This window comes from Ruegeria sp. CRTD044 (assembly GCF_059613485.1).
The window spans coordinates 48,383-74,484 of record NZ_JBXWSP010000009.1; the positions used below are offsets into that span (position 1 = coordinate 48,383).

General features: G+C 60.5%; 22 protein-coding genes. 8 read left to right on the top strand and 14 right to left on the bottom strand.

Going from position 1 to position 26,102, the window contains the following annotated elements; genetic code table 11:
* Positions 1-140 precede the first annotated feature (140 nt).
* The 4 genes from AC2FNL_RS09255 to AC2FNL_RS09270 are packed head-to-tail and all read left to right on the top strand — an operon-like array spanning position 141 to position 4,034.
* The gene (locus AC2FNL_RS09255) at positions 141-1,559 is read left to right on the top strand and encodes a UbiA family prenyltransferase (RefSeq protein WP_496833256.1); all 1,419 of its coding nucleotides are present in this window, start codon (positions 141-143) and stop codon (positions 1,557-1,559) included.
* Positions 1,556-1,978 (top strand): GtrA family protein, encoded by a 423-nt coding sequence (locus tag AC2FNL_RS09260; protein ID WP_093962154.1) that lies wholly within the window; start codon positions 1,556-1,558, stop codon positions 1,976-1,978. The genes AC2FNL_RS09255 and AC2FNL_RS09260 overlap by 4 nt, the downstream gene beginning before the upstream one ends.
* Positions 1,975-3,300: an FAD-binding oxidoreductase gene (locus AC2FNL_RS09265; protein ID WP_093962153.1), complete on the top strand. Its 1,326-nt coding sequence runs from the start codon at positions 1,975-1,977 to the stop codon at positions 3,298-3,300. The genes AC2FNL_RS09260 and AC2FNL_RS09265 overlap by 4 nt, the downstream gene beginning before the upstream one ends.
* A 2-nt stretch (positions 3,301-3,302) precedes the next feature.
* Complete coding sequence (locus AC2FNL_RS09270; protein ID WP_496833257.1) at positions 3,303-4,034, top strand: SDR family oxidoreductase; 732 nt, start codon at positions 3,303-3,305, stop codon at positions 4,032-4,034.
* Positions 4,035-4,057: 23 nt separating this feature from the next.
* On the opposite strand, the gene AC2FNL_RS09275 is transcribed toward AC2FNL_RS09270, so the two are convergent.
* A complete protein-coding gene (locus AC2FNL_RS09275; protein WP_496833259.1) occupies positions 4,058-5,128 on the bottom strand; it encodes a hypothetical protein in 1,071 nt (356 codons plus the stop codon).
* Positions 5,129-5,521: 393 nt separating this feature from the next.
* On the opposite strand from AC2FNL_RS09275, the gene AC2FNL_RS09280 reads away from it, so the two are divergent.
* The 3 genes from AC2FNL_RS09280 to AC2FNL_RS09290 all read left to right on the top strand — a co-directional run bounded on the left by AC2FNL_RS09280 (position 5,522) and on the right by AC2FNL_RS09290 (position 9,640).
* Positions 5,522-6,490, top strand: coding sequence for a TAXI family TRAP transporter solute-binding subunit (locus AC2FNL_RS09280; RefSeq protein ID WP_496833260.1), 969 nt, complete (start codon positions 5,522-5,524; stop codon positions 6,488-6,490).
* Between the two features lie 112 nt (positions 6,491-6,602).
* Positions 6,603-9,212, top strand: a complete 2,610-nt coding sequence (locus AC2FNL_RS09285; RefSeq protein ID WP_496833262.1) for a TRAP transporter permease — start codon at positions 6,603-6,605, stop codon at positions 9,210-9,212.
* Entirely contained in the window at positions 9,209-9,640 is a 432-nt protein-coding gene (locus tag AC2FNL_RS09290; protein ID WP_093962149.1) for a universal stress protein, read from the top strand. Before AC2FNL_RS09285 ends, AC2FNL_RS09290 begins: the two co-directional genes overlap by 4 nt.
* Positions 9,641-9,646: 6 nt before the next feature.
* Here AC2FNL_RS09290 and AC2FNL_RS09295 read toward each other — a convergent pair whose 3' ends face one another.
* From AC2FNL_RS09295 to AC2FNL_RS09305, 3 genes are read right to left on the bottom strand one after another with little or no spacing between them, the layout of a single operon-like run.
* Positions 9,647-10,681, bottom strand: a complete 1,035-nt coding sequence (locus AC2FNL_RS09295) for a lipocalin-like domain-containing protein (RefSeq protein ID WP_496833264.1) — start codon at positions 10,679-10,681, stop codon at positions 9,647-9,649.
* Positions 10,671-13,085 (bottom strand): ABC transporter permease, encoded by a 2,415-nt coding sequence (locus AC2FNL_RS09300; protein ID WP_496833265.1) that lies wholly within the window; start codon positions 13,083-13,085, stop codon positions 10,671-10,673. Before AC2FNL_RS09300 ends, AC2FNL_RS09295 begins: the two co-directional genes overlap by 11 nt.
* Complete coding sequence (locus AC2FNL_RS09305) at positions 13,082-13,729, bottom strand: ABC transporter ATP-binding protein (protein ID WP_170338488.1); 648 nt, start codon at positions 13,727-13,729, stop codon at positions 13,082-13,084. The genes AC2FNL_RS09300 and AC2FNL_RS09305 overlap by 4 nt, the downstream gene beginning before the upstream one ends.
* 171 nt (positions 13,730-13,900) lie before the next feature.
* Between AC2FNL_RS09305 and AC2FNL_RS09310 the strand changes: the two genes are divergently transcribed.
* Positions 13,901-14,335 carry an ion channel gene (locus tag AC2FNL_RS09310; protein WP_093962966.1) on the top strand — a complete coding sequence of 145 codons (435 nt, stop codon included), beginning with the start codon at positions 13,901-13,903 and terminating at the stop codon, positions 14,333-14,335.
* Here AC2FNL_RS09310 and cls read toward each other — a convergent pair.
* From cls to AC2FNL_RS09360, 10 genes are all read right to left on the bottom strand, one after another.
* Positions 14,332-15,744 carry a cardiolipin synthase gene (cls, locus tag AC2FNL_RS09315; RefSeq protein ID WP_170339032.1) on the bottom strand — a complete coding sequence of 471 codons (1,413 nt, stop codon included), beginning with the start codon at positions 15,742-15,744 and terminating at the stop codon, positions 14,332-14,334. The two genes, AC2FNL_RS09310 and cls, sit on opposite strands and share 4 nt — an antisense overlap.
* A gap of 23 nt (positions 15,745-15,767) precedes the next feature.
* Positions 15,768-16,742, bottom strand: coding sequence for an HAD family hydrolase (locus tag AC2FNL_RS09320; protein WP_496833266.1), 975 nt, complete (start codon positions 16,740-16,742; stop codon positions 15,768-15,770).
* A gap of 75 nt (positions 16,743-16,817) precedes the next feature.
* Positions 16,818-18,428 carry an arylsulfatase gene (locus AC2FNL_RS09325; protein WP_496833267.1) on the bottom strand — a complete coding sequence of 537 codons (1,611 nt, stop codon included), beginning with the start codon at positions 18,426-18,428 and terminating at the stop codon, positions 16,818-16,820.
* Positions 18,429-18,685: 257 nt separating this feature from the next.
* On the bottom strand, positions 18,686-19,912 hold the full coding sequence (locus AC2FNL_RS09330; RefSeq protein ID WP_496833268.1) for a hypothetical protein: 1,227 nt from the start codon (positions 19,910-19,912) through the stop codon (positions 18,686-18,688).
* Positions 19,909-21,411, bottom strand: coding sequence for a VWA domain-containing protein (locus AC2FNL_RS09335; protein ID WP_496833269.1), 1,503 nt, complete (start codon positions 21,409-21,411; stop codon positions 19,909-19,911). The genes AC2FNL_RS09330 and AC2FNL_RS09335 overlap by 4 nt, the downstream gene beginning before the upstream one ends.
* The gene (locus AC2FNL_RS09340; protein WP_496833270.1) at positions 21,408-22,391 is read right to left on the bottom strand and encodes a vWA domain-containing protein; all 984 of its coding nucleotides are present in this window, start codon (positions 22,389-22,391) and stop codon (positions 21,408-21,410) included. Before AC2FNL_RS09340 ends, AC2FNL_RS09335 begins: the two co-directional genes overlap by 4 nt.
* On the bottom strand, positions 22,391-22,864 hold the full coding sequence (locus AC2FNL_RS09345) for a DUF4381 domain-containing protein (protein ID WP_496833271.1): 474 nt from the start codon (positions 22,862-22,864) through the stop codon (positions 22,391-22,393). The genes AC2FNL_RS09340 and AC2FNL_RS09345 overlap by 1 nt, the downstream gene beginning before the upstream one ends.
* The gene (locus AC2FNL_RS09350; protein ID WP_496833272.1) at positions 22,861-23,808 is read right to left on the bottom strand and encodes a DUF58 domain-containing protein; all 948 of its coding nucleotides are present in this window, start codon (positions 23,806-23,808) and stop codon (positions 22,861-22,863) included. The genes AC2FNL_RS09345 and AC2FNL_RS09350 overlap by 4 nt, the downstream gene beginning before the upstream one ends.
* A gap of 20 nt (positions 23,809-23,828) precedes the next feature.
* Positions 23,829-24,806, bottom strand: a complete 978-nt coding sequence (locus AC2FNL_RS09355) for an AAA family ATPase (RefSeq protein WP_496833273.1) — start codon at positions 24,804-24,806, stop codon at positions 23,829-23,831.
* 131 nt (positions 24,807-24,937) lie between these two features.
* Positions 24,938-26,023: an AI-2E family transporter gene (locus tag AC2FNL_RS09360; RefSeq protein ID WP_170339049.1), complete on the bottom strand. Its 1,086-nt coding sequence runs from the start codon at positions 26,021-26,023 to the stop codon at positions 24,938-24,940.
* Positions 26,024-26,102: the final 79 nt, after the last annotated feature.

A 26,102-nucleotide genomic window follows, 5' to 3' on the forward strand; every position in this document is an offset into this window, starting at 1 on the left:
CAGGCACTGACGTGATATCGAAGCAGGCTATGACGAGAAGGGTTGGCGGGCACAGCTGTGCAGTTGCCATGCCTTTTGAGCTTTGCAATAACGGACCTCATAGTTCCCCGTCCCGGGTAATGATTATAGTTGGTTGATTTATGTGCAAAATCCTTGTGGTAGATCTGGATGGCACTCTTTTGAAGAGTGACATGCTGTACGAAAGCTTTTGGTCGGCTTTCGGACGGAACTGGCGTAGCCCGTTTCACTCAGCTGCGGCTCTGTTGGGGGGACGCGCTTCATTGAAACGTTACCTGGCCGCAGAGGCCGAAATTGACGTCACCTCGTTGCCCTATGATCCCAAGGTGTTGGAATACATCGAGAAGTGGCGCGCAGATGGCGGCAAGACCGCCCTTGTGACGGCCTCGGATGAGGGTATCGCCCAAAGCATCGGAGCCCATTTGGGTATTTTTGACGAGGTTCATGGTTCCGACGGGTCGCTGAACCTGAAAGGTGAAAACAAGGCCGAGTTTCTGGACGAACGCTTTGGTCCGGGCGGATACGCCTATATGGGCGATTCCCACGCCGACCTTGCGGTGTGGCGAAGGGCCAATCTGGCGGTTTCCGTGAACGCGGGGCCGGGACTGGCGAAACAAGCGGAAGCGGTTGCACCCAAGGTCGAGCATCTGCACACACACGAAGTGACCGCCAAGTCCTACCTCAAGGCGCTGCGTCCGCATCAATGGATGAAGAACCTTCTGGTCTTTTTGCCGATGCTGGCGGCCCATCAACTAACGGGGCAGGTGTTTTGGTTGTCGTTGCTGGCTTTCATATCGTTCAGCCTGATCGCATCCAGTGTCTATGTCCTGAATGACTTGCTGGACCTTGCAGCAGATCGGGCGCATCCGCGCAAACGCGCGCGGCCGTTTGCTTCGGGCAGCATTCCGATTTCGTCTGGAACGTGGATGGCTGCCGGTCTGCTGATTTCAGGCTCGGTCATTGCGGCCATGGTCGGGCTGGAGTTTTTCCTGGTGATGGTGGCGTATTATGCACTGACGACCGGGTACTCATTGTATCTTAAGCGCCAGTTGGTCATCGACATTTGTGTCTTGGCCGGCCTTTACACGACCCGGATCGTGGCGGGTGGAGCGGCAACAGGGTTGGAGCTTTCAGTCTGGCTCCTGGCATTTTCGATGTTTCTGTTCCTGTCGCTTGCGGCGGTCAAAAGGCAGGCCGAGTTGGTGGACTATGCGGCACGCGGTAAATTGTCGGCAACCGGGCGCGGCTATCACGTGGATGACCTTCCGATTATCTCCATGATCGCCGTCAGCGCGGGTTATGTCGCAGTTCTGGTTATGGCACTCTATGTCAGCTCGCCGGTGGTGGTGCAGCTCTACTCCTACCCGCAGGCCCTGTGGGGCGTGTGTGCTGTTCTGCTGTTCTGGATCACCCGGACCGTCATGATTACGCATCGTGGCAACATGCACGATGATCCCGTGATCTATGCGGCCAAGGACCCGGTCAGCCTGCTTTGCTTTGCTATAATTCTGCTGTTCGTTGTCGCGGGGTCAATGCTGTGACGGTTCAGGGATTGATTCTGCGCTATTCCGCCTTTGCCATCGTGGCGATGGCCTTGAACCTGGCCGCGCAGCGCGCAGTCCTGTCGCTTGGCGAGGGTGGCTGGTACTTCGCGGCTGCAGTGTTTGCGGGTACTCTGGTCGGCCTTGTGGTCAAGTATACCCTCGACAAGCACTGGATTTTCTATGACCGGCAGACGGGGCTGAAGGCCCATGGTCAGAAATTTTCGCTGTATACGGCGATGGGTGTGGTCACCACTGCAATTTTTTGGGGCACCGAGACGGCCTTTTGGGTGGTTTGGAAAACCGATCTCATGCGCGAGGTTGGCGCGGTTATCGGGCTGACAGTGGGTTACGTGATCAAGTACCATCTGGATAAGCGCTTCGTATTCAACGCCGGCTCGGCGGAGGCGCGGGCATGAGGCTTTCCGGCTGGGGCAGGTACCCCGTTCTTGAGACCAGCGTGATCGCGCCGCGCAGCGTCGAAAGCCTTCGATCGGTCGTGCGGGAAGGACCAGATGTGATCGCGCGCGGCAATGGGCGCGCCTATGGAGACAGCGCAATTGGGCGCACGACAACCGTACACACCCGGCATCTGAACAGGATGGTGTCCTTCGACAACCAGACCGGAGTGTTGGTTGCCGAGGCGGGGGTTCTGCTGGGCGACGTGATCGCAGCGTTTCTGCCCCGGGGTTGGTTTCCGATCGTTACACCGGGCACCAAATTCGTCACGATCGGCGGTGCCATCGCCGCAGATGTTCATGGCAAGAACCACCACCGTGTCGGTAGTTTCCGCCATTGCGTCGAATGGGTTGAGGTCATGGGCGATGATGGGGAAATCACCCGATGCAGCCGCGCCTCGAACAGCGCATTGTTCGACCACACCTTGGGCGGCATGGGCCTTACCGGGATCATCGTGCGGGCCGCGGTTCGGTTGCAGCCAGTCGAGACAGGTTGGATCAAGCAAAAGACCATAGCCGCACCCAGCCTTCAGGATGCGATGAATGCATTCGAGGCCGCACAGGATGCAACATACTCGGTCGCGTGGATCGACTGCTTGTCCACAGGCCGAAACCTGGGGCGGTCTCTGGTGATGCTGGGAGAACACGCTGCGGTCTCGGACCTGCCGGGGCGGTATGCCAGGCAACCTCTGGTCTGCCCGACCAAGCGAAAAAAATCCGTGCCGATGGATCTGCCGTCGTTTGCCTTGAACCGCCATACGGTTCGGGCATTCAACGCCGGTTACTACTGGATGGGGGTTCGAAACGGCGACACCAAGCTGGTGAACTGGGATACGTTCTTTTATCCGCTGGACGCCATTTTGGGATGGAACCGTATCTACGGTCGCAGCGGCTTTGCCCAGTTTCAATGCGCGTTGCCTATCCACCGTTCACGCGCCGGCCTGACCGAGCTTTTGCAAGCCATCTCTGGCAAGGGCATGGGTTCGTTTTTGTCCGTGCTGAAACGGTTCGGTCCACAGGACAGTCCGTTTTCCTTCCCCATGGAGGGATACACGCTGGCGCTTGATTTCCCGATTTCCGACAAAACGCTCATCCTCATGGACAAGCTGGATCGGATTACTCTGGAACATGGTGGACGGTTCTACCTGGCCAAAGACAGCAGAATGTCGGCCAATACTTTGAACAGATCAGACGATCGCGTGACCCGATTCCGCGAGGCGCGCAACGTCAATGGGTGGCGGGACCGGTTCCGCTCGGCCCAGTCAGAAAGGCTTGAAATATGACAATGGAACACGTTCTCGTTCTTGGTGCCCGGTCGGATATCGGCAAGGCCATCGCTCATGAGTTTGCCGAGCGGGGACACCCGGTCCAGCTGGCCGCCCGGAATGCTGAGACGCTCGAGGCCGACAAGGCCGATATCGAACTGCGCTATGGTGTGGGGGCAACGTTGCACGAGTTCGACGTTCTGGAAGCCAACAGCTTCGATGGGTTCGTCGATGCGTTGCCTGAATTGCCGGGTATCGTTGTATGCGTTGTCGGGTACATGGGCGAGCAGACCGAGAACGAAAAGGACGCCGCCGCAGCTTCTCTGGTGATGCGTAGCAACTTCGAAGGGCCGGCTCAGATCCTCGGAGCCTTTGCCAACCGGTTTGAAGAGCGCGGATCGGGTACGATTGTGGGTGTCAGTTCCGTGGCCGGTGATCGGGGCCGGGCGACCAACTATATTTACGGATCGGCCAAGGCCGGCCTGACTGCTTTTCTGTCCGGGTTGCGCAACCGGCTCGCCAAGAAAGGCGTGCATGTCGTGACGGTTCTTCCGGGATTCGTCGACACACAAATGACCGAAGGAATGGACTTGCCCGAGCGTCTGACGGCGCAGCCGTCCGAAGTTGCCGCCGCAACGGCCCGGGCGGTCGAGCGCGGTCGGAACGTGATCTACGTCAAGCCGATTTGGCAACTGATCATGGCGATCATCCGAAACATCCCCGAGCCGGTGTTCAAGAAGCTCAGCATCTGACCTCGCGTTGCCGGGTGGCCTCGTCACTCATTGCCGTCTCTAGACGAAGTCGCGCGCAAGTTGTCGCTGGCTGCGAGAGCCTGAATGCAGCCCACGACAAAAAACGGCATGAAGTACATGACCAGCCGACCGATATTGAACTGTACGTTCAACATGGCGATGAGCGAGAAAAACGCCAGCAGCGACAAAACGTCCGTCCGGCGTAGGACCTGATGTTCAGCTTGACCGGTCACGGCAATCCACCAGCAGGCGGTCAGAACCAACAACGGCCAGACGTTCAGATACAGTCCTTTGACACTTGTGCTGCCTTTTAAAGTGGACAGCGCGCTGGAGATGAATTGCCCAATCTCTCTCTGATTGTCGTTCACGCCCGGAAACGGAAATGCGGTAATGAAAACCAGAAATCCAACGAACAGGCAAAGCAGGGCGGCCGTGACCTTGGCCTCAGCGCTGCGCAAGGACATTATTGCCAATGCGCGCAGACCAAAGATCAGCAGCGTCACGATGATGATCTTTTCATTGATGAACGCGCCAAGAAACACGGTAAGAAGAAACCACTTCCATTTCTTCTCGGCAGCCAACAGAAGGGCCACTGTCAACGGAAAGACCGAGATGCCGTCATTGCCTTCCAGCGCCAGAAACTGCCCCAGAAACAGAACTGACGCGGCGCCGATGAATGCCCATTGTGCGGTGGTTCCAACACGCCGCAGCAAATAGGCGTAAACCAGAAGCGCCGTCAGAACCAGGTAGAAGACGTTTGCGGCACACATCGCGGCCAGTGCCTTTGCGTCAGCAACGCTGTCAGGAAGAAAGACTTCTCCCGACCCGGTGGACAGTGAGACGAATGGCAGATTGTAGAACGGCAGCGCAAGTATGACCGAGCCTATGCGGTAAACATGCGGCGAAGGGGGAACCCGGCCACGCTCTTCATCCAGAAGATACAGCAGGTAGTGGGAATAGTCGTCGAAAGAGACCGCGCCGAAGTAAACGACGCGATATGTGTCGAAAAACATCTCACCGGCGGCGACCGTGAAGACCAGCGCCAGAAACAAATGCCAGCGGAACTCGCTGATTGATGACGATTTGCTTTGCAATGAAGAATAACCAATCACGCTGTGAACTCACACGAACAGGAAAAAAACAAATAACCGATTGTCAGAAAACAAGAGATCTTTGAACTCAGCGACCTGAGAGATCATACTTGACGCGCCACAGACCGGTCAACACGGTGCGACACCAATTGTTGCGGGGTCAAGCCGGGGAAATTTTTGGGTTCCACGTCATATGTGCGTCCCGACGCCGGGGTCGGGCGCTTAACGCTTGACAACAGAGGTACTGGCAACAAACCATCGTGAATGTTGGGAGAATTCGGGAAAATTTGAGCTCATCCGTTGCCTGCTCATGCGGATTGTCATAATGGCTCGTCCCCCGGACAAGGGGCCTTTGGCCTGTCTTCCGTCCACAATAAGAATCTTGGGAGTTCCTAAATGATCAAGAAAAGCAAGCTCAGCCTCGGCGCGGTCGTGACCGCTGCCCTCATGGCTCCGGCGGCTTATGCCGAAGAATTCATCACCATCGGCACCGGCGGTGTGACCGGCGTGTACTATCCCACCGGTGGCGCGATCTGCCGCCTGGTGAACAAGGGCCGCAAAGAACATGGCGTGCGTTGCTCGGTCGAATCGACGGGTGGATCGGTCTACAACATCAACACCATTCGCGAAGGCGAACTGGAATTCGGTGTGGCCCAGTCCGACTGGCAGTACCATGCCTACAACGGCACCTCGAAATTCGAGGAAAACGGCCCGTTCGAAGAGCTGCGCGCCGTATTTTCTGTTCACCCCGAGCCGTTTACCGTGGTGGCCCGTGCCGATTCCGGCATCAAGAACTTCGAAGACCTGAAGGGCAAGCGCGTCAATATCGGCAACCCCGGTTCCGGTCAGCGCGGCACCATGGAAGTTCTGATGGAAGCCCTGGGCTGGACCACGGATGACTTCGAACTGGCAACCGAGCTGAAGGCCGCAGAACAGTCGGCCGCGCTGTGTGACAACCAGATCGATGCGATGGTCTACACCGTCGGCCACCCGTCCGGTTCGATCCAGGAAGCCACCACTGCGTGCGACTCGGTTCTGGTGAACGTCAGCGGTGAAGCCGTTGTCAAGCTGGTTGCCGACAACTCGTTCTACCGTACGGCCACCATCCCCGGCGGCATGTATCGCGGTTCGGACGCTGACACCCAGACCTTCGGTGTGGGCGCGACCTTCGTGACTTCGGCAAACGTGTCTGACGATGCGGTGTACGCGGTCGTCAGCTCGGTCTTCGAGAACTTCGACGACTTCAAAAAGCTGCACCCGGCCTTCGCCAACCTCAAGCCTGAGGAAATGATCAAGGACGGTCTGTCGGCTCCGCTGCATCCGGGCGCCGAGAAGTACTACAAAGAAAAAGGCTGGATCCAGTAATCCACCTTCAAGTCCAGAAACGAGGCGCTGTTCGCGCCTCGTTTTCAACCGGTGAGACGCCGGAAAGACCAAAGCTGCGCCGGAAACCGGCCGTTGGACGGGGAGACAATTGATGAGCGCTGATCAACAGGGCAATCGTCCGTTATCCGAAGAAGAACTACAGGAACTGGTCGCATCCTCGGATGCGGGTGCCCGGGACCCGGCTGGAAATGTCGGCTTGTTCCTCGCGATCGTGGCCGCAATCTGGTCGATCTTTCAAGTCGTTCTGGCGTCACCGATTGCCAACTACGTCCTGCCCGGCAGCGTTGTGAACAACGCGCGTCAGTTTCATTTGGCCTTCGCGTTGTTCCTGGCCTTCGCGGCTTATCCAGCGCTGAAATCCAGTCCGCGAAACTACATTCCGATCCAGGATTGGATCATGGGTGTACTGGGGGCCGGTGTCGCCCTTTACGGCTATTTCTTCTATGACAAGATCGTCAATGCGGGCGGTCTGGCGGATGATGTCGACAAATGGATCGCCCTCGGCGGCTTGATCCTGCTGTTCGAAGCCGCGCGTCGCGCGCTTGGCCCCGCCATGGCGATCATCGCGACGATCTTCCTGGCCTATGTGTTCTTCGGCTCGTCCGAGTGGGTGCCCGAAGTGATCCGGTGGAAGGGCGCCAGCTTGAAAAAGGCCATGAGCCACATGTGGATCACGTCCGAGGGTGTGTTCGGCATCGCTCTGGGCGTTTCGACCAAATTCGTGTTCCTCTTCGTTCTGTTCGGCGCTTTGCTGGATAAGGCCGGGGCAGGGAATTACTTCATCAAGATGGCCTTCGGCGCGCTGGGTCACCTGCGCGGCGGTCCGGCAAAGGCCGCCGTCGTCGGTTCGGCCGCGACCGGCCTGATTTCGGGTTCGTCCATCGCCAACGTCGTGACGACCGGCACCTTCACCATCCCGCTGATGAAGCGCGTTGGCTTTACCAGCGAGCAGGCAGGCTCAGTCGAGGTTGCAAGTTCGGTCAACGGACAGATCATGCCGCCCGTGATGGGCGCCGCCGCCTTCCTGATGGTGGAATATGTGGGCATCTCGTATGTCGAGGTCATCACCCACGCCTTCCTGCCGGCGGCGATTTCCTACATCGCGCTGGTCTACATCGTGCATCTCGAGGCCGTGAAGCGGAACATGCCCACCCTGGGCGACCGCGACGTGCATCTGGCGCGCACGGTCGTGGGAATGCTGATGTTCTTCCTGGTGTTTGCGGGGCTCTGCTATGGTTCGCAGTTCCCAGTGGATGCTGTCACAAGCTGGGCGCCGTCCAGCGCTGGTCTGATCCTGAGCCTGGCGGTGTGCGTCATCTATGTTGCTCTGCTGTACCTGGCCGCTCAGGTTCCGGACCTTGAGCCCGATGACCCGAACGCGACCGAAGTTAAGCTGCCGGTGATCTCCGAGATCTACAAGGCCGGCCTGCATTATCTGCTGCCGATCATCGTTCTGGTCTACTTCCTGATGATCGAACAGAAGTCGCCGGGTCTGTCGGCCTTCTGGGCGACCGCGCTGCTGTTCGTGATCCTGCTGACGCAGAAACCGCTCAAGGCGATCTTCCGGGGGCAAAGCGATCTGGCGAATGCCTTTGTCGATGGGGTTGCCGATCTGTGGCAGGGCTTGATCGACGGCGCGCGCAACATGATCGGCATTGCTCTGGCCACGGCCACGGCCGGCGTGATCGTGGGCACCGTGACCCTGACCGGTGTGGGGCAGGTGATGGCCGATCTGGTCGAGTTCCTGTCCGGCGGCAACCTGATCCTGATGCTGGTGATGGTCGGGCTGCTCAGCCTGATCCTGGGCATGGGGCTGCCGACCACGGCAAACTATATCGTCGTCAGCTCGTTGATGGCGGGCGTTGTGGTCGAACTGGGCGCGCAAAGCGGCCTGATCGTGCCGCTGATCGCGGTGCACCTGTTCGTGTTCTACTTCGGCATCATGGCCGACGTGACGCCTCCTGTGGGCCTCGCCAGTTTTGCTGCGGCCGCCGTTTCGGGAGGTGATGCGATCAAGACCGGCTTCACCGCCTTCTTCTACAGCCTGCGTACGGTGGCGCTTCCCTTCGTGTTCATCTTCAACACCGACCTGCTGTTGATCGATGTCACCTGGGTTGAGGGGATCATAGTGGCCATATTCGCCACGATTGCGATCCTCGTGTTCACGGCCGGCACGATGGGCTACTTCCTGACCCACAGCCGCATCTACGAAAGCGTTGCGCTGATTGCGATCGCCTTCGCGCTGTTCCGGCCGGACTATTTCATGGATCGCATCTCGCCCTCGCACCTCGAGGTCGAGCCGGCCGGATTCGTTCAGGCCATTGGTGAGGCTGAACCCGGCACCGACGTGCGGGTCGTGGTCAGCGGGCCGGATTTCGACACCGGCAACATGACCGAGACCACGGTCGTCGTCACCGTAGGGTCCGAACCTGATGGTGCGGCGCGTGTTGATGCCATGGGCTTTTTGCTGATCGAGGAAGATGGCCTGGTGAAGATGGACGAGCCTATGTTCGGCTCGCCCATCGCCGATGACCTGGCCAATTTCGACTATTACGCGGACGAGCCGGTGCGCATCGCATCCGCCGATCTGCCGGTCAGCCAGCCGCCAAAACAGTTGATCTATATCCCGGCCATGCTGCTGCTGGGGTTGATCGCCTTCCTGCAACGCGGCCGTGCCGCCAGACAAGAGGTGCCCGCATGACCAAGTCCGTCCTGTGCGCCGTTGATATCAGCAACGGCAATATCGATGCTCCTGTCCTGAAAATTGCCGCGAAACTGGCCGATCTCGACGCGGCGCAACTGGACGTGGTGACCGTCCTGCCGGATTTCGGTGAAAGCTGGGTGTCCGGTTTTTTCCGGCCCGACTTCCACGATAAGGCGCAGCACGAAGCGCATGACAAGCTGGTTGAGCTGTGTGTCGATGCGGTCGGGTCGGAGCGCAACGCCAAGATACGTCATGTCGTTGCAACGGGCACGGCCTATCAGGAGATCCTGAAGACCGCCGAAAGTGCCGGCAGCGATCTGATCGTGATTGGCGCACACAAGCCGGATTTCAAGGATTACCTGTTGGGGCCGAACGCGGCGCGAGTGGTGCGCCACTCGAACGTTTCGGTCTACGTGGTCCGCTAAGCCCCGCTAGTACCCGGTCATCTCAAGGTAGCCGCGCCCCTTGTGGCTGCCTGACACAGTGACCGGGCCCTCCCAGTACTGAAAGCGCGTTCCCATCCAGGCTAGGGTGTTCTGAGCCTGAACGCGAATGTCCAGATCCTCGCCCGGGATGGTCACGCGCCAATCCGTCGGAACATCGCGGTCCGCGACCCGGCTGGTTTCCAGTGGTGTGAAGGTCACTGACCCGTTCGGCAGGCTGCGGCTGGAACCGTCCGCGTTGATCCAGGTGGCCGAGGTATAGTCCCCACGTCCGCCGCGCAGGCGAAACGCCATCAACTTGTCGCCGTCCTCGAAACTGAGTGAGAACCAGTCCCACCCTGATTGATCGGCGGACAGAGGCTGCGAGGACCACTCGCGGTCCAGCCAACCGTTCCCGGTGACCGCTACATCGCCGTCGGGCAGATGCAGCGTGCCCTGAACGGCGTAGCCCGGCTGTGAATAGTAGTAGCTGGCCTGCCCATCAGCGGATTTCACGGAAAACCCATTCTCTCCATGAAAAACCAGCGGCCCCGAAGCAGACAGGTTCAGGTCGTACCCGAAATCGGCTCCGTTTGCAGTCAGGGTCAGGGTCTGGAGCGTTGGTCCTGCCATGCGCCATTCGTCGATCCATGCTTCGAACGGGTCGGCCGTGACACCGGCCTGCCCAATTCCACCACGAGACAGGCGCTCGGCAAAGAAGTGGCGTTCCGGAGTTGTCAGCGCGGCATGGCCCATCCAGATCTGTGGGCTTTGCCAGCCGGCGGTTTCAAATGGCTTCAGGGCAGAGCGAAACAGGGTCCACTGTATGCCGAAGTCCCGACCGTCCTCTCCGGTCAGGTTGGCCGTCAGGTACCACCATTCGATCCGATAGGATGGATGCGGGCCGTGGTCGGTGGGAAAATCGAACTGGTACTCTGGCTGTGGTACGTCAAACCCGTCGGCAGAACCGCCCAAACCGGCAAACCCCTGCGCCATTGCCGCAAGTGGCCAGAACAGTGCACACACAAGTAGTTTAGCGTTCATTGGCAAAGACCCTCAGCAAATCGGCCGGCGGCACCCGCCGAAGCCGCCAGGCAGGCAGCGCCGCGGCAAGGGCGGCGGCCACAAGTGTCCACAGCATGAGCTGCACCCATGACAACGGGAAAAGGTGCATGGGTAGCCGCCATCCGAACGCCTCGACATTGATGACAGCCAGCAGAATCCACGCCAGCGCCAGGCCCAGCGGCAAGGCGAGGCAGGCGGTAAGGAAAGCCAGAACCATGCTGCGCGCCAGTTCCAGTTTGGACAAATGCGACAGCGTCAGCCCCATTGCCCAGACCGGAGCGATCTGAGGCAGCCGCTGGGTCCAGAGCGTCAGCAAGCTGGTCAGAATCGCAAAGCCGGCTACCCCAAGCGTCAGGATGTTCAGCGCGGATGTCACGACAAATGTCTTTTCGAAGATCGCCAAGGATTGCGCCTTCAGCGCGGCCTGCCGGATGATCGCGCCGGGGTCCAGATCAAACCTGTTCTGCAGATCCGCCGCCAGCTCATCTACGCGCTCCGGAGCGATGCGAATACGAAACTGTCGGTTTTCGGCATTTGGCGCGATCCTGCCGAACAGGTCCATTGAGACGATCGCTTGCCCGGTCGGATTGCCGTAGTCGGAATAGACCCCAGCGATTGCCAGAGTGTGATCGGCGGTCAGTGCAATCAAATCCCCGGGCCACAGATCAGCACGGCGGGCCAGCTGTTCATTGATCAATATGGCGCCGTCGGACAGAATCTTGGTCCATACGTCCGGGGCCGCGGCGACAAGGGGCCAGTTGTCCCGGTAGGTCGCGTGATCGACCACTCCGTACAGAAACAGCGGGCCTGTGGGATGATCCAGCTCCACATTCCGTATCGGTAGGACTGCGTCCACGCGCGGGGTCAGCCATGTCTCGATCTCGCGTCCTTGATCCGAGTCCTTTGCCGTGATGTACAGCTCGGCCATCAGGCGCTGGTCCAGCCAACCGACGAAGGTAAGCCGGAAGCTGGAAACCATGGTTCCGACACCGATATTGGCGGCCAGGGCCAGCAGCAGGGCCATCAGCGCAAGCGACAGGCCCGGCAGCTGGGCCTGCATGTCGGCCAGCACCCACTGCCGCACCGGGTCACGGACGCGCCCTGCACACAGGTGCAATATGCTGGACAGAACCAGAGGCAGCAAAAGGGCGCTGCCTGTCAGAATGCCTGCCATCAGAGCGAAACCAGCGACCAATCCGTCAAAGAGCAGAAAGATCACGACCCCGCCAAGAGCGAGCCCCACACCCGCCAGTCCGGTCACGACGGCTCGTGTGCTGCGTCCACGCCATGCCTGCAGGCCGGGGCCGGACAATATCGGCATTCGGCTCAGACGCCACAGGGCGTATCCGCTGGCCGCCAGGGTCCCTGCGATGGACATACCCAGCCCGGCCAGCACCCAACCGCCCCTCAGTTGCAACTGGCCATCCACCGGAGCCCCATAGAGCCCGCGCAGGGTTGCGGCGACATCGGGCAACAACGCTCCGGCCAGGAAAAAACCCAGCAGAAGGCCCATGGATCCACCGATCAAAGCCAGACCTACAAGTTCGGCCAGAATGATGCGGGAAAGCGTCCCCATCGGGGCACCCATCGCACGCAGACTGCGCACCATTCCGCGGCGCTGCGCAAAGGCCAGCCCAACCGTTCCATGTACAATGAACAGCCCGACGGCGAAGGACAGCAGGCCGAACGCGGAAAGGTTCAGGTGGAAGCTGTCGGTCAGGCGAGCAGTGTCGACGCTGTTTCCGGGGGGCTGGCGATTCAGCTCTGGCGCAACCTGGGACAGGGGCGCAACTCCGCGAGGCTGATCTGGCAGGATGGCAAGTCGCGAAATCTCACCCGGTTTGTTCAGCAACGTCTCAGCCACGCCGATATCGGTCAGAACCACATTGGGGGGAAGCGCAGTGCTGGCGATCGCCGGTGGAAGATCGGGCCGATCCTCCAGCATCGGCACCAAGTCGGGTGGCGCCAGCAGTCGGCCGGGCGCGGTCAGCATGGCCGCCGGGTCGGGTGGGGCTTCTTCCTGTTCCAGTTGCGTTACCGCCGGAAGCGGGGGGTAGGAGACAAGGTCCACTCCGGTCAAAAGAACCGACCGGTCCCCAACCCTGTACCGACCTTCCAGAACGGCCGCGACCTGCCATCCGGCGCGACGCAGATTTACGTATGTTTCCAAAGGAATGTGGCCGGATGGATGCCGCAGCATCTCCATCTGCCCAAGCGCCAATTGTTGGTTGGCACGCGCATAGCTGGCCCGGGCTTCGGCGTTGATGGCCTGGACCGCCGACCAAAGACCTGTCGCAAGCGCGATTCCGATCAGCAGCGTGGCCAGTTGGATGCGGTGCCAACGCCAATGCGACCAGAGGGCCTGGATCACGGTGCGAGTCATGCGATCCGACCGTTTGCCAGATGCGCCGTTCGATCAAGCCGAGCCGCGATCACGGGCGAATGCGTGACCAGCAGCAGGGCTGCCCCGGTATCCGCGACCAAGGACAGCATAAGGTCCAGAACCGCCGCGCTTGCAGTCTCGTCCAGGTTTCCCGTCGGCTCGTCCGCCAGCAGCAGCTTGGGCCGGACGGCAAGAGCCCGGCCAATCGCGACCCGCTGTTGCTGGCCGCCCGACAGATGTTCGGGATAGCGTTGGGTCAAATCGGCGAGACCGAGCGTCGCGGTCAGATGCGCGAGCCACTCGGGGTCAACTCGATTTGCCAGCCGGGCATGAAATGACAGGTTCTGCGCAACCGTCAGTGACGGGATCAGATTGAATTGCTGGAACACCAGGGACACGTCTTCGCGCCGTAGCAATGCGCGGCCGCGATCGTCCAGTCGCGACAACGCCGTGCCATCCAGAACGATCTCACCGCTGTCAAAACTGTCCAGCGCGCCGGCAAGGTTCAGCAACGTGCTTTTGCCGCTGCCACTTTCGCCGGTGATAGCAAGCGTCTGACCGCGTTCCAGCGACAACGAAACGTCGTTCAGGACAGGCCGCCCGCGCGGGTAGGTTTTGTGGATATTCTGTATTTCCAACAACATGATCAGTCTCACTTGGTGCGCTCTACAATGTGCGGCGCGCCGATCCGCTGTCCAGCCTTCAAAAAGTTTCGGTTCTTTTCGTCGCACGACCGCCCGCTGTCCGGCCTTGTGCCTTGAGAGCAGAGCCGCCATTGTGCAGTTTCAGTTTCCGGGCCGATGCAGGGTATTACCATGACATTGTCGCAGCAGATCCTTTGGGGCAGCTTCTATCTGGGGCTGTGTTTCCTGATCGAGATCGGGCTGCTCACATGGTGCACTATCATGGTGCGCAAGGTGATCGACAGGTGGGACGGGCAGGGAACCTTTCTGCCCACGGCAGGCCCGATCGCCTTGGCGCTGGCCGTCATCGTAGCGACGCATACGATTCAGGTGTGGATCTGGGCGATTGTCTGGGTGATGGGAGATGTCCTCCCGGACTGGAACTCGGCCTTGTATTTCTCGCTCGTGACCTTCACGACGCTGGGCTATGGCGACATTGTATTGGGAGAGGGGCTGCGGATATTCGGGGCCTTCGCCTCGGTCACCGGATTGTTGGCCTTTGGTCTTTCCACGGCATTCATGGTCGCGTTGATGACGCGCGTGTTCCAGGAACGGTTCCTGACCTAGAGGATCGGCGAGAACAACCGCGCCAAAGGCGCGCCATAGCGGATATGCGGCGGTTGCTGGGCTAGGCTTCTGGTCATTTCGTAGCTGGCTTCGAAATCGGTCTTCAGCATGTTCTCGGTGGCAGCGGCTGCCCGGCTGTCGAAAAACAGCGCCATCGCTTCGAAATTCAGACGGAACGAGCGGTTGTCCAGGTTGGTGGTGCCAACTGCGGCCAACGTGTCGTCCACCAGAATGACCTTTTGGTGCATGAATCCGTCAGTATAGCGGAATACGCGCACGCCGGAATCCCGGATTTCATCGAAATAGGCAAAGGCCGCCAACCAGGGCAGGCGGTGGTCAATCATGTCCGGCACCAGAATGCGGACGTCGACGCCGCGCAGCGCGGCATGCTCCAGTGCCGTCATCACGTCGATATCCGGCACGAAATAGGGTGATGCGATCCACAACCGCTCTTGTGCCGCAGCGATCGTGGAAAAGAACATCAGCGACCCCGTTTCAGTCGCGTCGCCCGGTCCGGTGGCGACCAGCAGCGCGTTCATGTCCTGATCGGATTCCGACCCCGCCCAGTCCAGAACGTCAATCAGGTCTTCTCCGCGGGCCCAGTGCCAGTCCTCGGTGAAAATCAGCTGCAACTGCCGAACGATATGGCCGGTCATCTTGATGTGGGTGTCCCGCCAGCGGCCAAAATACGGATCCTGCCCCAGGTATTCGACGCCCACATTGTGCCCGCCGATGAACCCGGTTTCGCCGTCGATGATCACGGTCTTGCGGTGGTTGCGGTAATTCAGCTGAAACCGGAACTTCGGCCCGCGCTGGTCGCGTGGATCAGCGACATCCACACCGGCCGAGCGCAGCTCCTCCAGGTATGAGGACGGTAGGCCATAGCTGCCCACCGCGTCAGTCATGAACCGGACGCTGACCCCGCGTTTGGCCGCATTGATCAGCCTGTCTTGTAGTTCCAGTCCCAGCGCGTCATCGCGCACGATGTAGAACTGAATGAGGACGTAGTTCTTGGCCACATCGATCGCACGGAAGATGGATTGAAACGTCGCCTCGCCGTCGATCAGCAGTTCAGCCCCGTTGCCGCGGGACAGGGGCAAGTGGGCCAATGCCTCGAACGGGCGCGGATTGACGGTCAGCGTTGCGGGATCGGGTTTCGAGTGATCGGCAAAGCTGCGGATCCCTTCGACCACGCGCTCGCTTTCCTTGCGGGCGATCCGATACCCTTTGAACCGGTGATGTCCCAGAAACAGGTATAGCGGCACCGCCAGAAACGGTGCCGAAAGCAGAAACACCACCCAGCCCACGGCGCCCTGCGGGGTGCGCGCCGTCTGGGCGGCCCGTACTGCGAAAAACACCGCGACACAGTAGATGGCAAAGACGGACAGCGAGGCGATGAATGTCCACATAAGTATGCCGACCTTTCCGCGCTTTAGTTCGAGCCGGTGAAAACCCGGGACCAGTCTTTGGCCATATCCACGATAACCCAGCCCATTTCTGGGCCTTTGTCCAGCCCGTCGACAAGCCGCCCGATGTGGCTGTCGCGATCATAGGCCCATTCCCGTTCGGCATCTGTGTGGTGGATCAGAACGCCCATCCGCGGCCCGTCGCCGGCGGTGGTCCATTCCAGCATTGCAAAATCACCGTCCGAGTTGCCGACCGCCAGGATCGGGCGTTTCCCGATCGTACGCTCGATGTTGATTGGCTTGCCCTCCTTGTCGTCGATGAACGCCAGCGCGGGCGCCTTCATGATCGTGGGAGTGCCGTCGACAAGTTCGTAGGTGCTGTCCGCATAGGTACCCAAGATCTGGTTGGGCGGTATCCCATAGGCGTCCTCGGCGAACACGCGCATGAAATGCAGGCCTCCACCCGAGACTATGTAGGTCGTGAACCCCTCGTCGCGCAGATACCTGAGCAGTTCGATCATGGGCTGGTACGTCATCTGGTCATAGGCCAGCCCCGTATCGGGATGGCGTTCAGTCTGGAGCCATTCGGCGACGGAAGCCTGGAAGGCATCGACGCTGAGCCCCGAATGCGTGGCGCTGACGACTTCGATCAGGGCATCTTCACCGCCCTTCAGCACGAATTCGGCGTCGCCCTTGGCCGCTGCCTCCAATGTCGGCGTGGTCAGGATCGAGGGATCGTCCTGCGCCATCTCGGCCAACTCATCCATGGCATAGATGAACTGGAAATAGACCGGCTGCTCGGCCCACAGCGTTCCGTCATTGTCAAACACCGCTACCCTGTCTGTAGGGGTGACATAGCCGTCTGAGTTCGGCGTCGTCACCGTATCGACAAAGGCGATGATCCGATCCTTGGCCGGACTGTCGGTCCAACTGGGCAGAGGGTCCGCCGCAAGGCCCGCAGGCAACGCGAAAACGGCGGCTGAGAAGATCAGGCGGAACATGAAATATCCTTTCGCAACAAAGAAATGAGGGTCGCCGATCAAGCCGGCGACCCTCGAGAGTAGAACCGACCTTTATCAGTTGTTGGTCGGCGTCAGCATCTTTTCCATCACCTGATCCAGGCTGAAGCTCGCCGCCTTCTGGCGCGGCGGGAACTCCTGGAAGGTTGCGAGGAAATTCGCCACGTATTGCTGCGCGGGCACTAGGAAATACACGCGGTCGATCATCCAGTCATAATAGGTGTTGGACGTGCGATATCCGCGTTCATAGGGATCGCGGCGCAGGTTCACGATGATCGGAACGCGAAGTTCGGTCCACGGCTCCATCCAGGCGCGCAGGGTGGCCCAGGCCTTCTGCTCCAGGAAGATCAGCTTCCAGTCTCCGAAGCGCAGCGCCGTCATGTCGCCGTCATCCGAGAAATAGAAGATCTCCTTGCGCGGGCTTTCTGTGGTTTCACCCGTCAAGAGCGGCAGGATGTTGTAGCCGTCCAGATGCACCTTGTAGTCGCGACCCATCCCCGAGGACGAATAGCCTGCCTTCAGCTTGTCCTTGATCTCGGGATCTCCGGCCGCCGCCAGATAGGTCGGAAGCCAGTCCATGTGATGCACGATCTCGTTTGTGACCGAGGCGGGTTCGATCTTGCCGGGCCAACGCACCATCGAGGGCACGCGCCAACCGCCTTCCCAGTTGGTGTTTTTTTCGCCCCAGAACGGCGTGGAAGCAGCATCGGGCCACGTATTGTAGTGCGGTCCGTTGTCTGTCGAGTAATGAACGATCGTGTTGTCGGCGATGCCCAGCTCGTCCAGCAGATCGAGCAACTGGCCCACATGCATGTCATGTTCGATCATGCCGGCCGAGTATTCGTCCATCACACGACCGGTCATGTCATTGGCCTGCTGGCGCATCTCGTCTTTGACATGAGTTCGGAAGTGCATGCGCGTTCCGTTCCACCAGACATAGAAGGGCTGGCCTTGCTCGTGGGCCCGCTTGATGAAGTCGATCGCCGCAGCCACCGTTTCCTCATCCACGGTTTCCATCCGCTTCTTGGTCAGCGGTCCGGTATCTTCGATGGTTCCGTCGGCCTTGGACTTGATGACGCCACGGGGACCGAAGGCTTCGCGGAAAGTCCGGCCATCGGGCAGAACGGTGTCACCCGGATAGTCCTCGTTCTCGGGTTCTTCTTCCGCATTCAGGTGGTAAAGGTTGCCGAAAAACTCGTCAAATCCGTGGTTTGTAGGAAGATGTTCATCCTTGTCACCCAGGTGGTTCTTGCCGAATTGACCGGTGGCATAGCCGTGGTCCTTCAACAGACCGGCAATGGTCGGATCTTCGACCTGCATACCAAGATCCGCGCCCGGCAGACCGACCTTAGACAGCCCTGTGCGGAACACCGACTGACCCATGATGTAAGACGACCGCCCCGCAGTACAGGACTGCTCACCATAATAGTCGGTGAAGATCATGCCTTCATTCGCGACCCGGTCGATATTGGGTGTACGGTATCCCATCATGCCTTTGGTGTAGGCCGAGATGTTCGACTGACCGATGTCGTCGCCCCAGATGACCAGAATGTTGGGCTTCTGATCTTGCGCCCAGGCCGGCGCGGCCAGCGCGACAGAAACCGTAGCAACGGCCAATCGTCGCAATCCTCTGCGCCATAGATGTGTTAAATTTCCCTGTGATGACATCTTTTTCTCCTTATGTGGTCAGGCAAAAACGGCCTTGCAGGAAAGTCAAAAGGGGAAAATGCGTCCCCCGATCCGTCAATCATTCAACACGCCCTTCCCAAGTCAGGCGTTTCGGCAAAAAGGGGGAATCAAGACAAGCCCCTCTAGGCAATTGATAACTATCACAAAGACCAATCTAAAAATACTTATGTTTGAAGACAGCGCCCTAAGATGGACCTCCGCTTAAGGTGACGTAAGGTAAGGGATTGGTGGTCGCGTCAGGGATTGAGCTGAGGCAAGGCGGATTGAGAGTGACGCCGCGGGCGGGCGATACGGTCAAGGCCATCGCGGACCTTGCTCCAGTTTTCCGCGTGCCGTTCACCGCCGCCATATCTGGACGCGCCGATTTCTGCCAGCGAAGCCTCGAATTCAGCAGTGTCTGGCGGGTCGGGCAGCCGCCGTTTCCAGCCTTCCAACGTTTGATAAACACGGGCCAAGTCTTGTTGGCGTACAGCTTGCTTAAGCTCCGAAAACGCATGCGCAGCCGAGGCCAGCCTGCTTTGTCTGGCCTCTGCCCAGCGTGCTTTAATAACCGGATGTAGCCTACGAAACACAAGCCATAATATCGCGATCCCAATGATGAAATAGCCTGCCAGCCGCAGGACGGTTTCTCGGTCGGGAGGCCGCCAAGGCGGCGGCGCAAGAACGAGGTCGACAGGATCGGCGCGCGCAGTTTCGACCTTGTTGGTCTTGAGATTGAGCCAATCGATCTCGACAGCCGGCAATTGGGTCTGTCCGCCGTCCTGGGCCACATAGGTCACCCGGTCGGTTCGTTGGCCGGACAGAACGCCCCGGTCTTCGGTTTCCGACAATCGGGGTTCATTGGGATAGGCTCGCAACAACGGGCCCTCGATCTCGGGTAACAAAGGCGGGATCATGATCGGGGTCGTTCCAGTGATCTTTGCCGTCAGGGTACGGGTCAGTGCGTCTCCGGTTTGAAGGCTGGTATCGCCCTCAATCTCCTGGGTCAGCTCGAACCCGTGAGCGATTATCAGGGGATCCAATCCTCGGGCTGCGTCAGGAACATCTACTGTCAGGCGAACGGCGGGCAAGGGAACCGAGACCTGAACGGGATCGTTGGTTTCCGGATCCGCAAATGTCACCTGCACCTCGGCAGCGGCGAAATCATACGTGCCGGGGGCCAGCGGATACAGCCGATAGCTGCGCTGAACCCCTGACCATGTTTCGCCATCAACGCTCTCGCTGACCGGCCCAGAAGCGCGATCGGGCAAGCGCACCAGAAGATTTTCCTGTTCAAGCGATGGAAAGATCGGTGGATTTGGCATGTAGGTGGGCACCAGCACCTTCAGGCGAACGATGGCGGGCTGGCCGACGATTGTCGGATCCTCAGGCACTTCGATCGTGACGCGGGGCTGGATGTCTGTTGCTTGCGCCAAAACCTGGGCTGGGCATAGAAGCAGCATCAAGAGCGCCAGGTACCTCATTGGGACCTCTCCTGATTTTCAAGAACAAACCGGCTGCGCAGGAAGTCCTGCATGTCTGTGTCGATGGCGCTGATCCACTGGTCGGCAGACAGGGGCGCGGCGTCCCCGGTCTCGGCCTGTTGCGTGGTGTCCGCGCCCAGACCGGCTTCGTTGTCGAACACTATGTCGTCAGCCCCGATGCCCGCCTCCTCGCCGGTATCGGATTGCTCGCGGGTGGATTCGACCTCGGCCAGAATGGCCTGTGCGACGGCCAGGTTGTACGCGGCTTCCGGCCAATCCGGGCGGCGCTCCAGCGCGGTTTCAAAGGCTGCGATGGCCGGACGATACTCTCGATTTCGGATGCGGGCCATGCCTTCGGCAAACGCCGCTTCGGGCGTTGAAAGCTGAGCAAAGGTCTCGGAGGCTTCCGCATATTGCCCGGCCTTTAGCTGCGCATACCCTCGGTGATACTGATCCTGAAACAGGGTGCTGGCGGCGGCGTAGTCCTTTTGGTTCATGGCGATCTGGCCCTGCTGGTCCCGGGTCAGGAACCAGTCCCGCCAACCGTCTGCGCGCGTGCCGGTCGGCGGCAGAAACAGCAATGCCACAAATCCCCAGCGAATGACCCAGCCACGTCGGAACCACAGAAGCGCGATCAAGGCGACGGGCCAGGCCAAAATCCAGGCGCGGTCCTGCCAGTCGACGCGATCATCCTCGCCCAGGGCTGCGGAAAAACTGCGGGTGATCCCGCGGTTCAGCCGGGCGATGTCGCGGTCGTCGCCCGAGAAGGGAACGATCGTGGCACTGCGCAGGCCGTCCAGTTGGGGAATCTGGCGACCATTCGGAAGCATTGTCAAAAAAAACAACGGGGTATCAGATTGTCCCAATGCGGAAACCTGTTGCGGATCGATATCGTCGAGTACGAAGAGAACCGCGCCTGTGCCCATCTGATCGCCCAGAACGTCCTGCGCCAGCGTCAGCGCGTCACCGGCGGCATCGCCCGCAACCGGCATGACCGCCGGGGTTAACCCTTCCAGCAAGGGGCGCAGAATGTTGGCGTCTTCGGTCAGCGGCGCGACGCGGTGTGCGGATCCGGCATAGGCGATCAGTGCGGTGGGAGCACCTGCGCGGGTGTTGATCAGATCGGTGATTTTCAACTTGGCACGGTCCAACCGCGACGGCGCAAGGTCTGCCTCCTCCATGCTGTCTGTGACCTTCAGCGCGATCACCAGCGGCGCGGTGTCCGCGATCAGAGGGTTCGGCGCCCGTGACCATGTCGGCCCTGCCACCGCAAGAGTCAGAAGGCCGCCGGCGAGCGCGGCGAGGTCCAGCGGACCGACCCGCCGTTGATCTTCGGCCCCCAGACGCAGTGCCTGCGCCAGGTGAGGTGCAATGCCCGCAGGCAGGTCCGAGCTGCCGGATCTGCGCGGCCGGGTCAGCCACCAGTAGGCGGCAATCGGCAGCAACAGCAACAGCCAGTACGGGCGCAGGAAATGAAACTGGGCAAGAGCGTCGATCATGCCGCGCGCCTCCGCTCCTGTGAAAGGCGAAGGCCTAGCGTGCTGGCGAGGATGAGGAGCAGCGCCGCCGCCAGCGGATAGTGCGCAAGGCTGACCTTCGGGCGGTAGCTTTGGGTTTCCACCACGCGAGGGTTCTGGGCGTCGATCTGCTCATAGACCTCTGTCAGGGCGGCCTCATCATCGGCAAAGAAATACTGGCCTTGGGTTTTGTTGGCGATGTCCTTCAGCGCGTCCAGATCGACCCGGTCTTCGCCCGTGGCATCCGGGTCGCCGACGCCGATCGTGTAGATCACGACACCCTTGTCCGCGGCAATCGATGAGGCATTGACCGGCGTCATGCGGCTTGAGGTGTCGGCACCGTCCGACAGCACGATCATCAGGCGTTGGTCCACCTCGCTCGACTCGAAGGTTCGGATGCCCAGCCCGATCGCATCGCCCAGAGCCGTGTTCGGACCGGCCATGCCGACGGCGGTCTGGTCCAGAAAGCCGGCGAGGCTTTGCAAATCCTCGGTGAAAGGGGCCTGAACGAAAGCGCGGGTGCCGAAGATGATCAGCGCCATCCGGTCGCCATCGCGCGCGGCGATGAAGGCGCGCAGAACGTCCTTGACGGCCTCCAGCCGCTGCTTGGGTGTGCCGTCCGCGGCCTTGAAATCGCGCTGGTCCATCGAGCCCGAGATGTCCACGGCCAGCACCACGTCGCGGGCGGATTTTTCGATGACGATCGGGTCGCCCAACCGTTCGGGCCGGGCCATGGCCAGAACCAGCAGCACCCAGATCAGGATCGCCAGACCGGTTTGCATCCGCGTCCGTCTCAGGGTTACCGAGCCGGATTGCGGCTCGGCCCCGGCCGCCCGGGCGACGTGGCGAAAGAACGGGATGCGAATGGCATCGACCCGTTGCCGGTGTGGCGGAGCAAAGAAATAGACCAGTGCCGGCAGCGGCAGCAGAAGAAACACCCAAGGCGCGGCGAAACTGAACATCAGACCGCCCCCTTGGACCGATGTGACTTGATCCAGTGCCGCGCCAGTTCGGTGGCATCCGGATCGGTGACCCCCTTGCGGTAGGGAGCGGCCGCCAGATTGCCGAGGGCAGAGGCGGAAAACCCGGAGAGATCAGCGGTTTGAACCAGAAAATTCGTCCAGTCGTCACCGGTCAAACTGGCCACCTGAGACCGGTGAAAGGCGGCAAGGGCGGCACGGCGCACGATCTCGGCGGCTTTGGCCGGGTCATTCTGGCATCGGTCCAATTCCTTCAGGGCATACCGCCGATAGGCATTTGCCTGCCGGTGCCGCCAGATCGTCACGAGGATCAGACCAAGTACGAGCAGCAGCGCCACCGCCAGAGCAACCCAGCCCCAGGTCTGTGGCACCATGGAAATCGGTGCCGGCTCGGGCGCCGGTTTCAGCATGTCCAGCAGCTCGACCAGCGATTTGCCTTCGGTGTCCGGGGTCATGACCGCCCCCCTTGGTGGCCGAACAGCCTCAGGATCTGGGCCAGTGCGGGCTCGGCCGTGGTCAACGGGACGATCGGAAACCCGTATCGGCGCGACCAGGATTGCAGCTGCGTCAGCCTCTGCTCCATCGCTTGAGTCACGCGGTCCGACATTTGACGGTCTGACGCGTCCAGTTCGATCTGCTGGTCGCCGTCCGAGACCGTCAGCCGAAGCTCGGGCGGCATATGGCGCGAGATTGGGTCGGAGATGTCGAACAGGATCAGGTCATTGGAATGGGCAAGGCGGCGCAGCAGCCGTTCGGACCCGTCGGTCAGGCCGTCAAAATCCGAGAATACACAGACCAAGGCATTGGTATGTGCGATGCGAGCAGCCTGTTGCAGCACCTGGTTCAGCGAGACCGTGGCTTGTGGGCGCAACCCAGCGTGCAGGCTGCAGTTGAGCGCGCCGAGCGAGGACAGAAACCGCCGCAAGGCCGCCGGGCGGCGCTGTGGCCGATGTTCGGCCAGGTCGGTATCGCCGAACACGATACCGCCGACGCGGTCGCCTTGCGCCAGAACCTGATGAGCAGCGATGGCCGCGGCCTCGGCTGCCACTACCGATTTCATGTAGACTTGTGTGCCGAAGAACATCGAAACCCGCTGATCCACCAGCAGCAGCGCCGGGCGGTCACGCTCTTCGGTATAGACGCGCACATGCGGCTCGCCCGTTCGGGCCGTCACTTTCCAGTCGATCGTGCGGATGTCGTCGCCGGGCAGATAGGTCCGCAGTTCCTCGAAATTCAGGCCGCGCCCGCGCAGGCGCGAGGCATGGCGGCCGTTCAGCACCGAACGGGCAGGCTGCCGGGGCAGCAGGCTGAGCGCGCCGCTGCGCCCGCCGAGGCTCAGCAGGTGGCGGGCATCAACATGGATGCGTGGGTCGCGGGATGTCGCTGCGGTCGGGGACACGCGGCTCTCCTTTGTTGCGCTCAGGGCAGGGCGACGAGCTTCAGGATCTCGTCGGTCACGTCATCGGCGGTCTTGGCGTCTCCCTGCGCTTCGAAACTCAGCGTGATGCGGTGGCGGAACACGTCATGGGCAATGGCACGGATGTCGGCCGGGTCGACATAGTCGCGCCCGTTCATCCAGGCATGGGCCCGGCCGCATTTGTCCAGCGCCAGCGACGCCCGCGGGCTGGCGCCGATCTCGATCCAGGCGGCGAGCTCATCGCTGAGCGCGGACGGCGTCCGGGTCGCCTTAACAAGATCGGCCATGTACCGATCCATCGCATCCGAGACATGTATCTGCCCGATCTCCTGCCGGGCGGCAAAGACGGCATCTTGCGGGATCGGTGAGGGTTTCTCGGCGGTGGTTCCGGAATTGGCGGCGGTGTCCTCGCCGCGGACCAGACGGATCACCAGCACCTCGTCCTCTACCGGGGGGTAGGTGATCTGCACATGCATCAGGAACCGGTCCATCTGCGCCTCGGGCAGCGGATAGGTACCTTCCTGCTCGATCGGGTTCTGGGTGGCCATCACGATGAACAGCGGCTCCATCTTGTGGGTGGTGCCGGACACGGTGACCTGCCGTTCCTCCATCGCCTCAAGCAGCGCGGCCTGAACCTTGGCCGGCGCGCGGTTGATCTCGTCCGCCAGGACGATGTTGGCGAAGATCGGACCGGGCTCGAACCGAAAGGTGCCGCCCGCGTCGGTCTGGGTATAGACCTCGGTCCCGGTCACGTCGGACGGCAGCAGGTCGGGCGTGAACTGGATGCGGCTGAATTCGGCATCAAGATTGCGCGCCATCGCCTTGACGGCACGGGTTTTGGCCAGGCCGGGCAAACCTTCGATCAGCAGGTTCCCGTTGGCCAGCAGCCCGATCAGAAGGCGGTCGATGACCTGTGTCTGTCCAATGATCGATTGGGCCATCCGGGCTTTGAGATCGTTGATTTGGTCAAGCGGTGTCATGGCGGTCCAATCATCAGAAATGGTCAATCATGCGTTTGCGCCGGACCCGCTGGATCTTTTCGGTCAATCCATTGCAATATTTGAAAGTTAGCAGCGCACCTCGGGCCGATCCACCCCCGATTTCAGGGCGTTCAGCCCCGATCAGGACCGTGCGACTTGACGTCGTCGGCCAGCCGTCCATCCAGCGACATGAGGACGGCGATAGGGCGCAGGGCCGGAATGTGGCTGAAGATGATCAGAATGCACACGGTCAACGGAACGCTGAGAAACGCGCCGATCAGGCCCCAGACCGTCGTCCAGAACGTCAGTGCGAGGATGACAAGAAAGGTCGACATGTTCAGCGAGCGGCCCAGCAGGGCCGGATCAAGGAAGTTGCCGATCAGGAATTGGATGGTACCGCACCCGAAGACGATGATCAGGAACGGGCCGATCGTCTCGAATTGAACAAGTGCGATCATCGCGGGAAAGATCACCGCGATGATCGACCCGATTGATGGGATGAAGTTCAGGGCAAACGTCAGAACGGCCCAGGTTTCCGCGTATTCCAGACCCAACACGCGAAAAACCGAATAGCTGATTCCAGCGGTAACGAGGCTGATGAAGGTCTTGACCCCGACATAGCGCTGCAAGCTGAAGGTTATCGCATCCAGAACCGAGGAAAGCTCAGCTCCGGTGACGGGGTTGCCGGCTGCAATCCGCAGCTTTTTGCGGAATGCCAGCCGTTCGGCCATAAGGAAGGCCACATAAAGGCTGATCAGGAAAAACTGGTTCAGCATCGAGGTGGCGCTGCCCAGCAAAATCCGGGCGACCGAGGTCATGTCGATGCTGATCAGGTTGTCCCGGACAAAAGAGGTGACATCATTCCCGACCAGACCGGTGACGCGGTTGATCACGCCGTCGAACTGGCTTTCATAGGTACCCGCAGTTCGCGCGAACTGCGTGGCCTGACTGCCCAGGATGTAGGTGATCATGAACAGGCCTGCCAGAACCACTGTGACGGCGGCCAGGTTGGCAAGCCAGACCGGAGCACGGGTCAGCGCGATCACCCGATCGCTGAGTGCGATGATCAGCACGTTGATCAGCAAGGCCATGGTCAGCGGAATCAGAAAGCTGGCGCCTGCGTAAAGCCCCAGAACCACAAGCGTCAGCACGATGGTGACGTCGCGAACGACACTCAACCTCAGCGGTGTGCGGGTGGGGGGCTCTGATGGCGTCATGCGGGGCCTCGGCTATACCGGCGCAAGCCGGCAGCGATTGGAGTTTTGTGGGGCAATCCTGCACAGGCGGCGGGCTTTA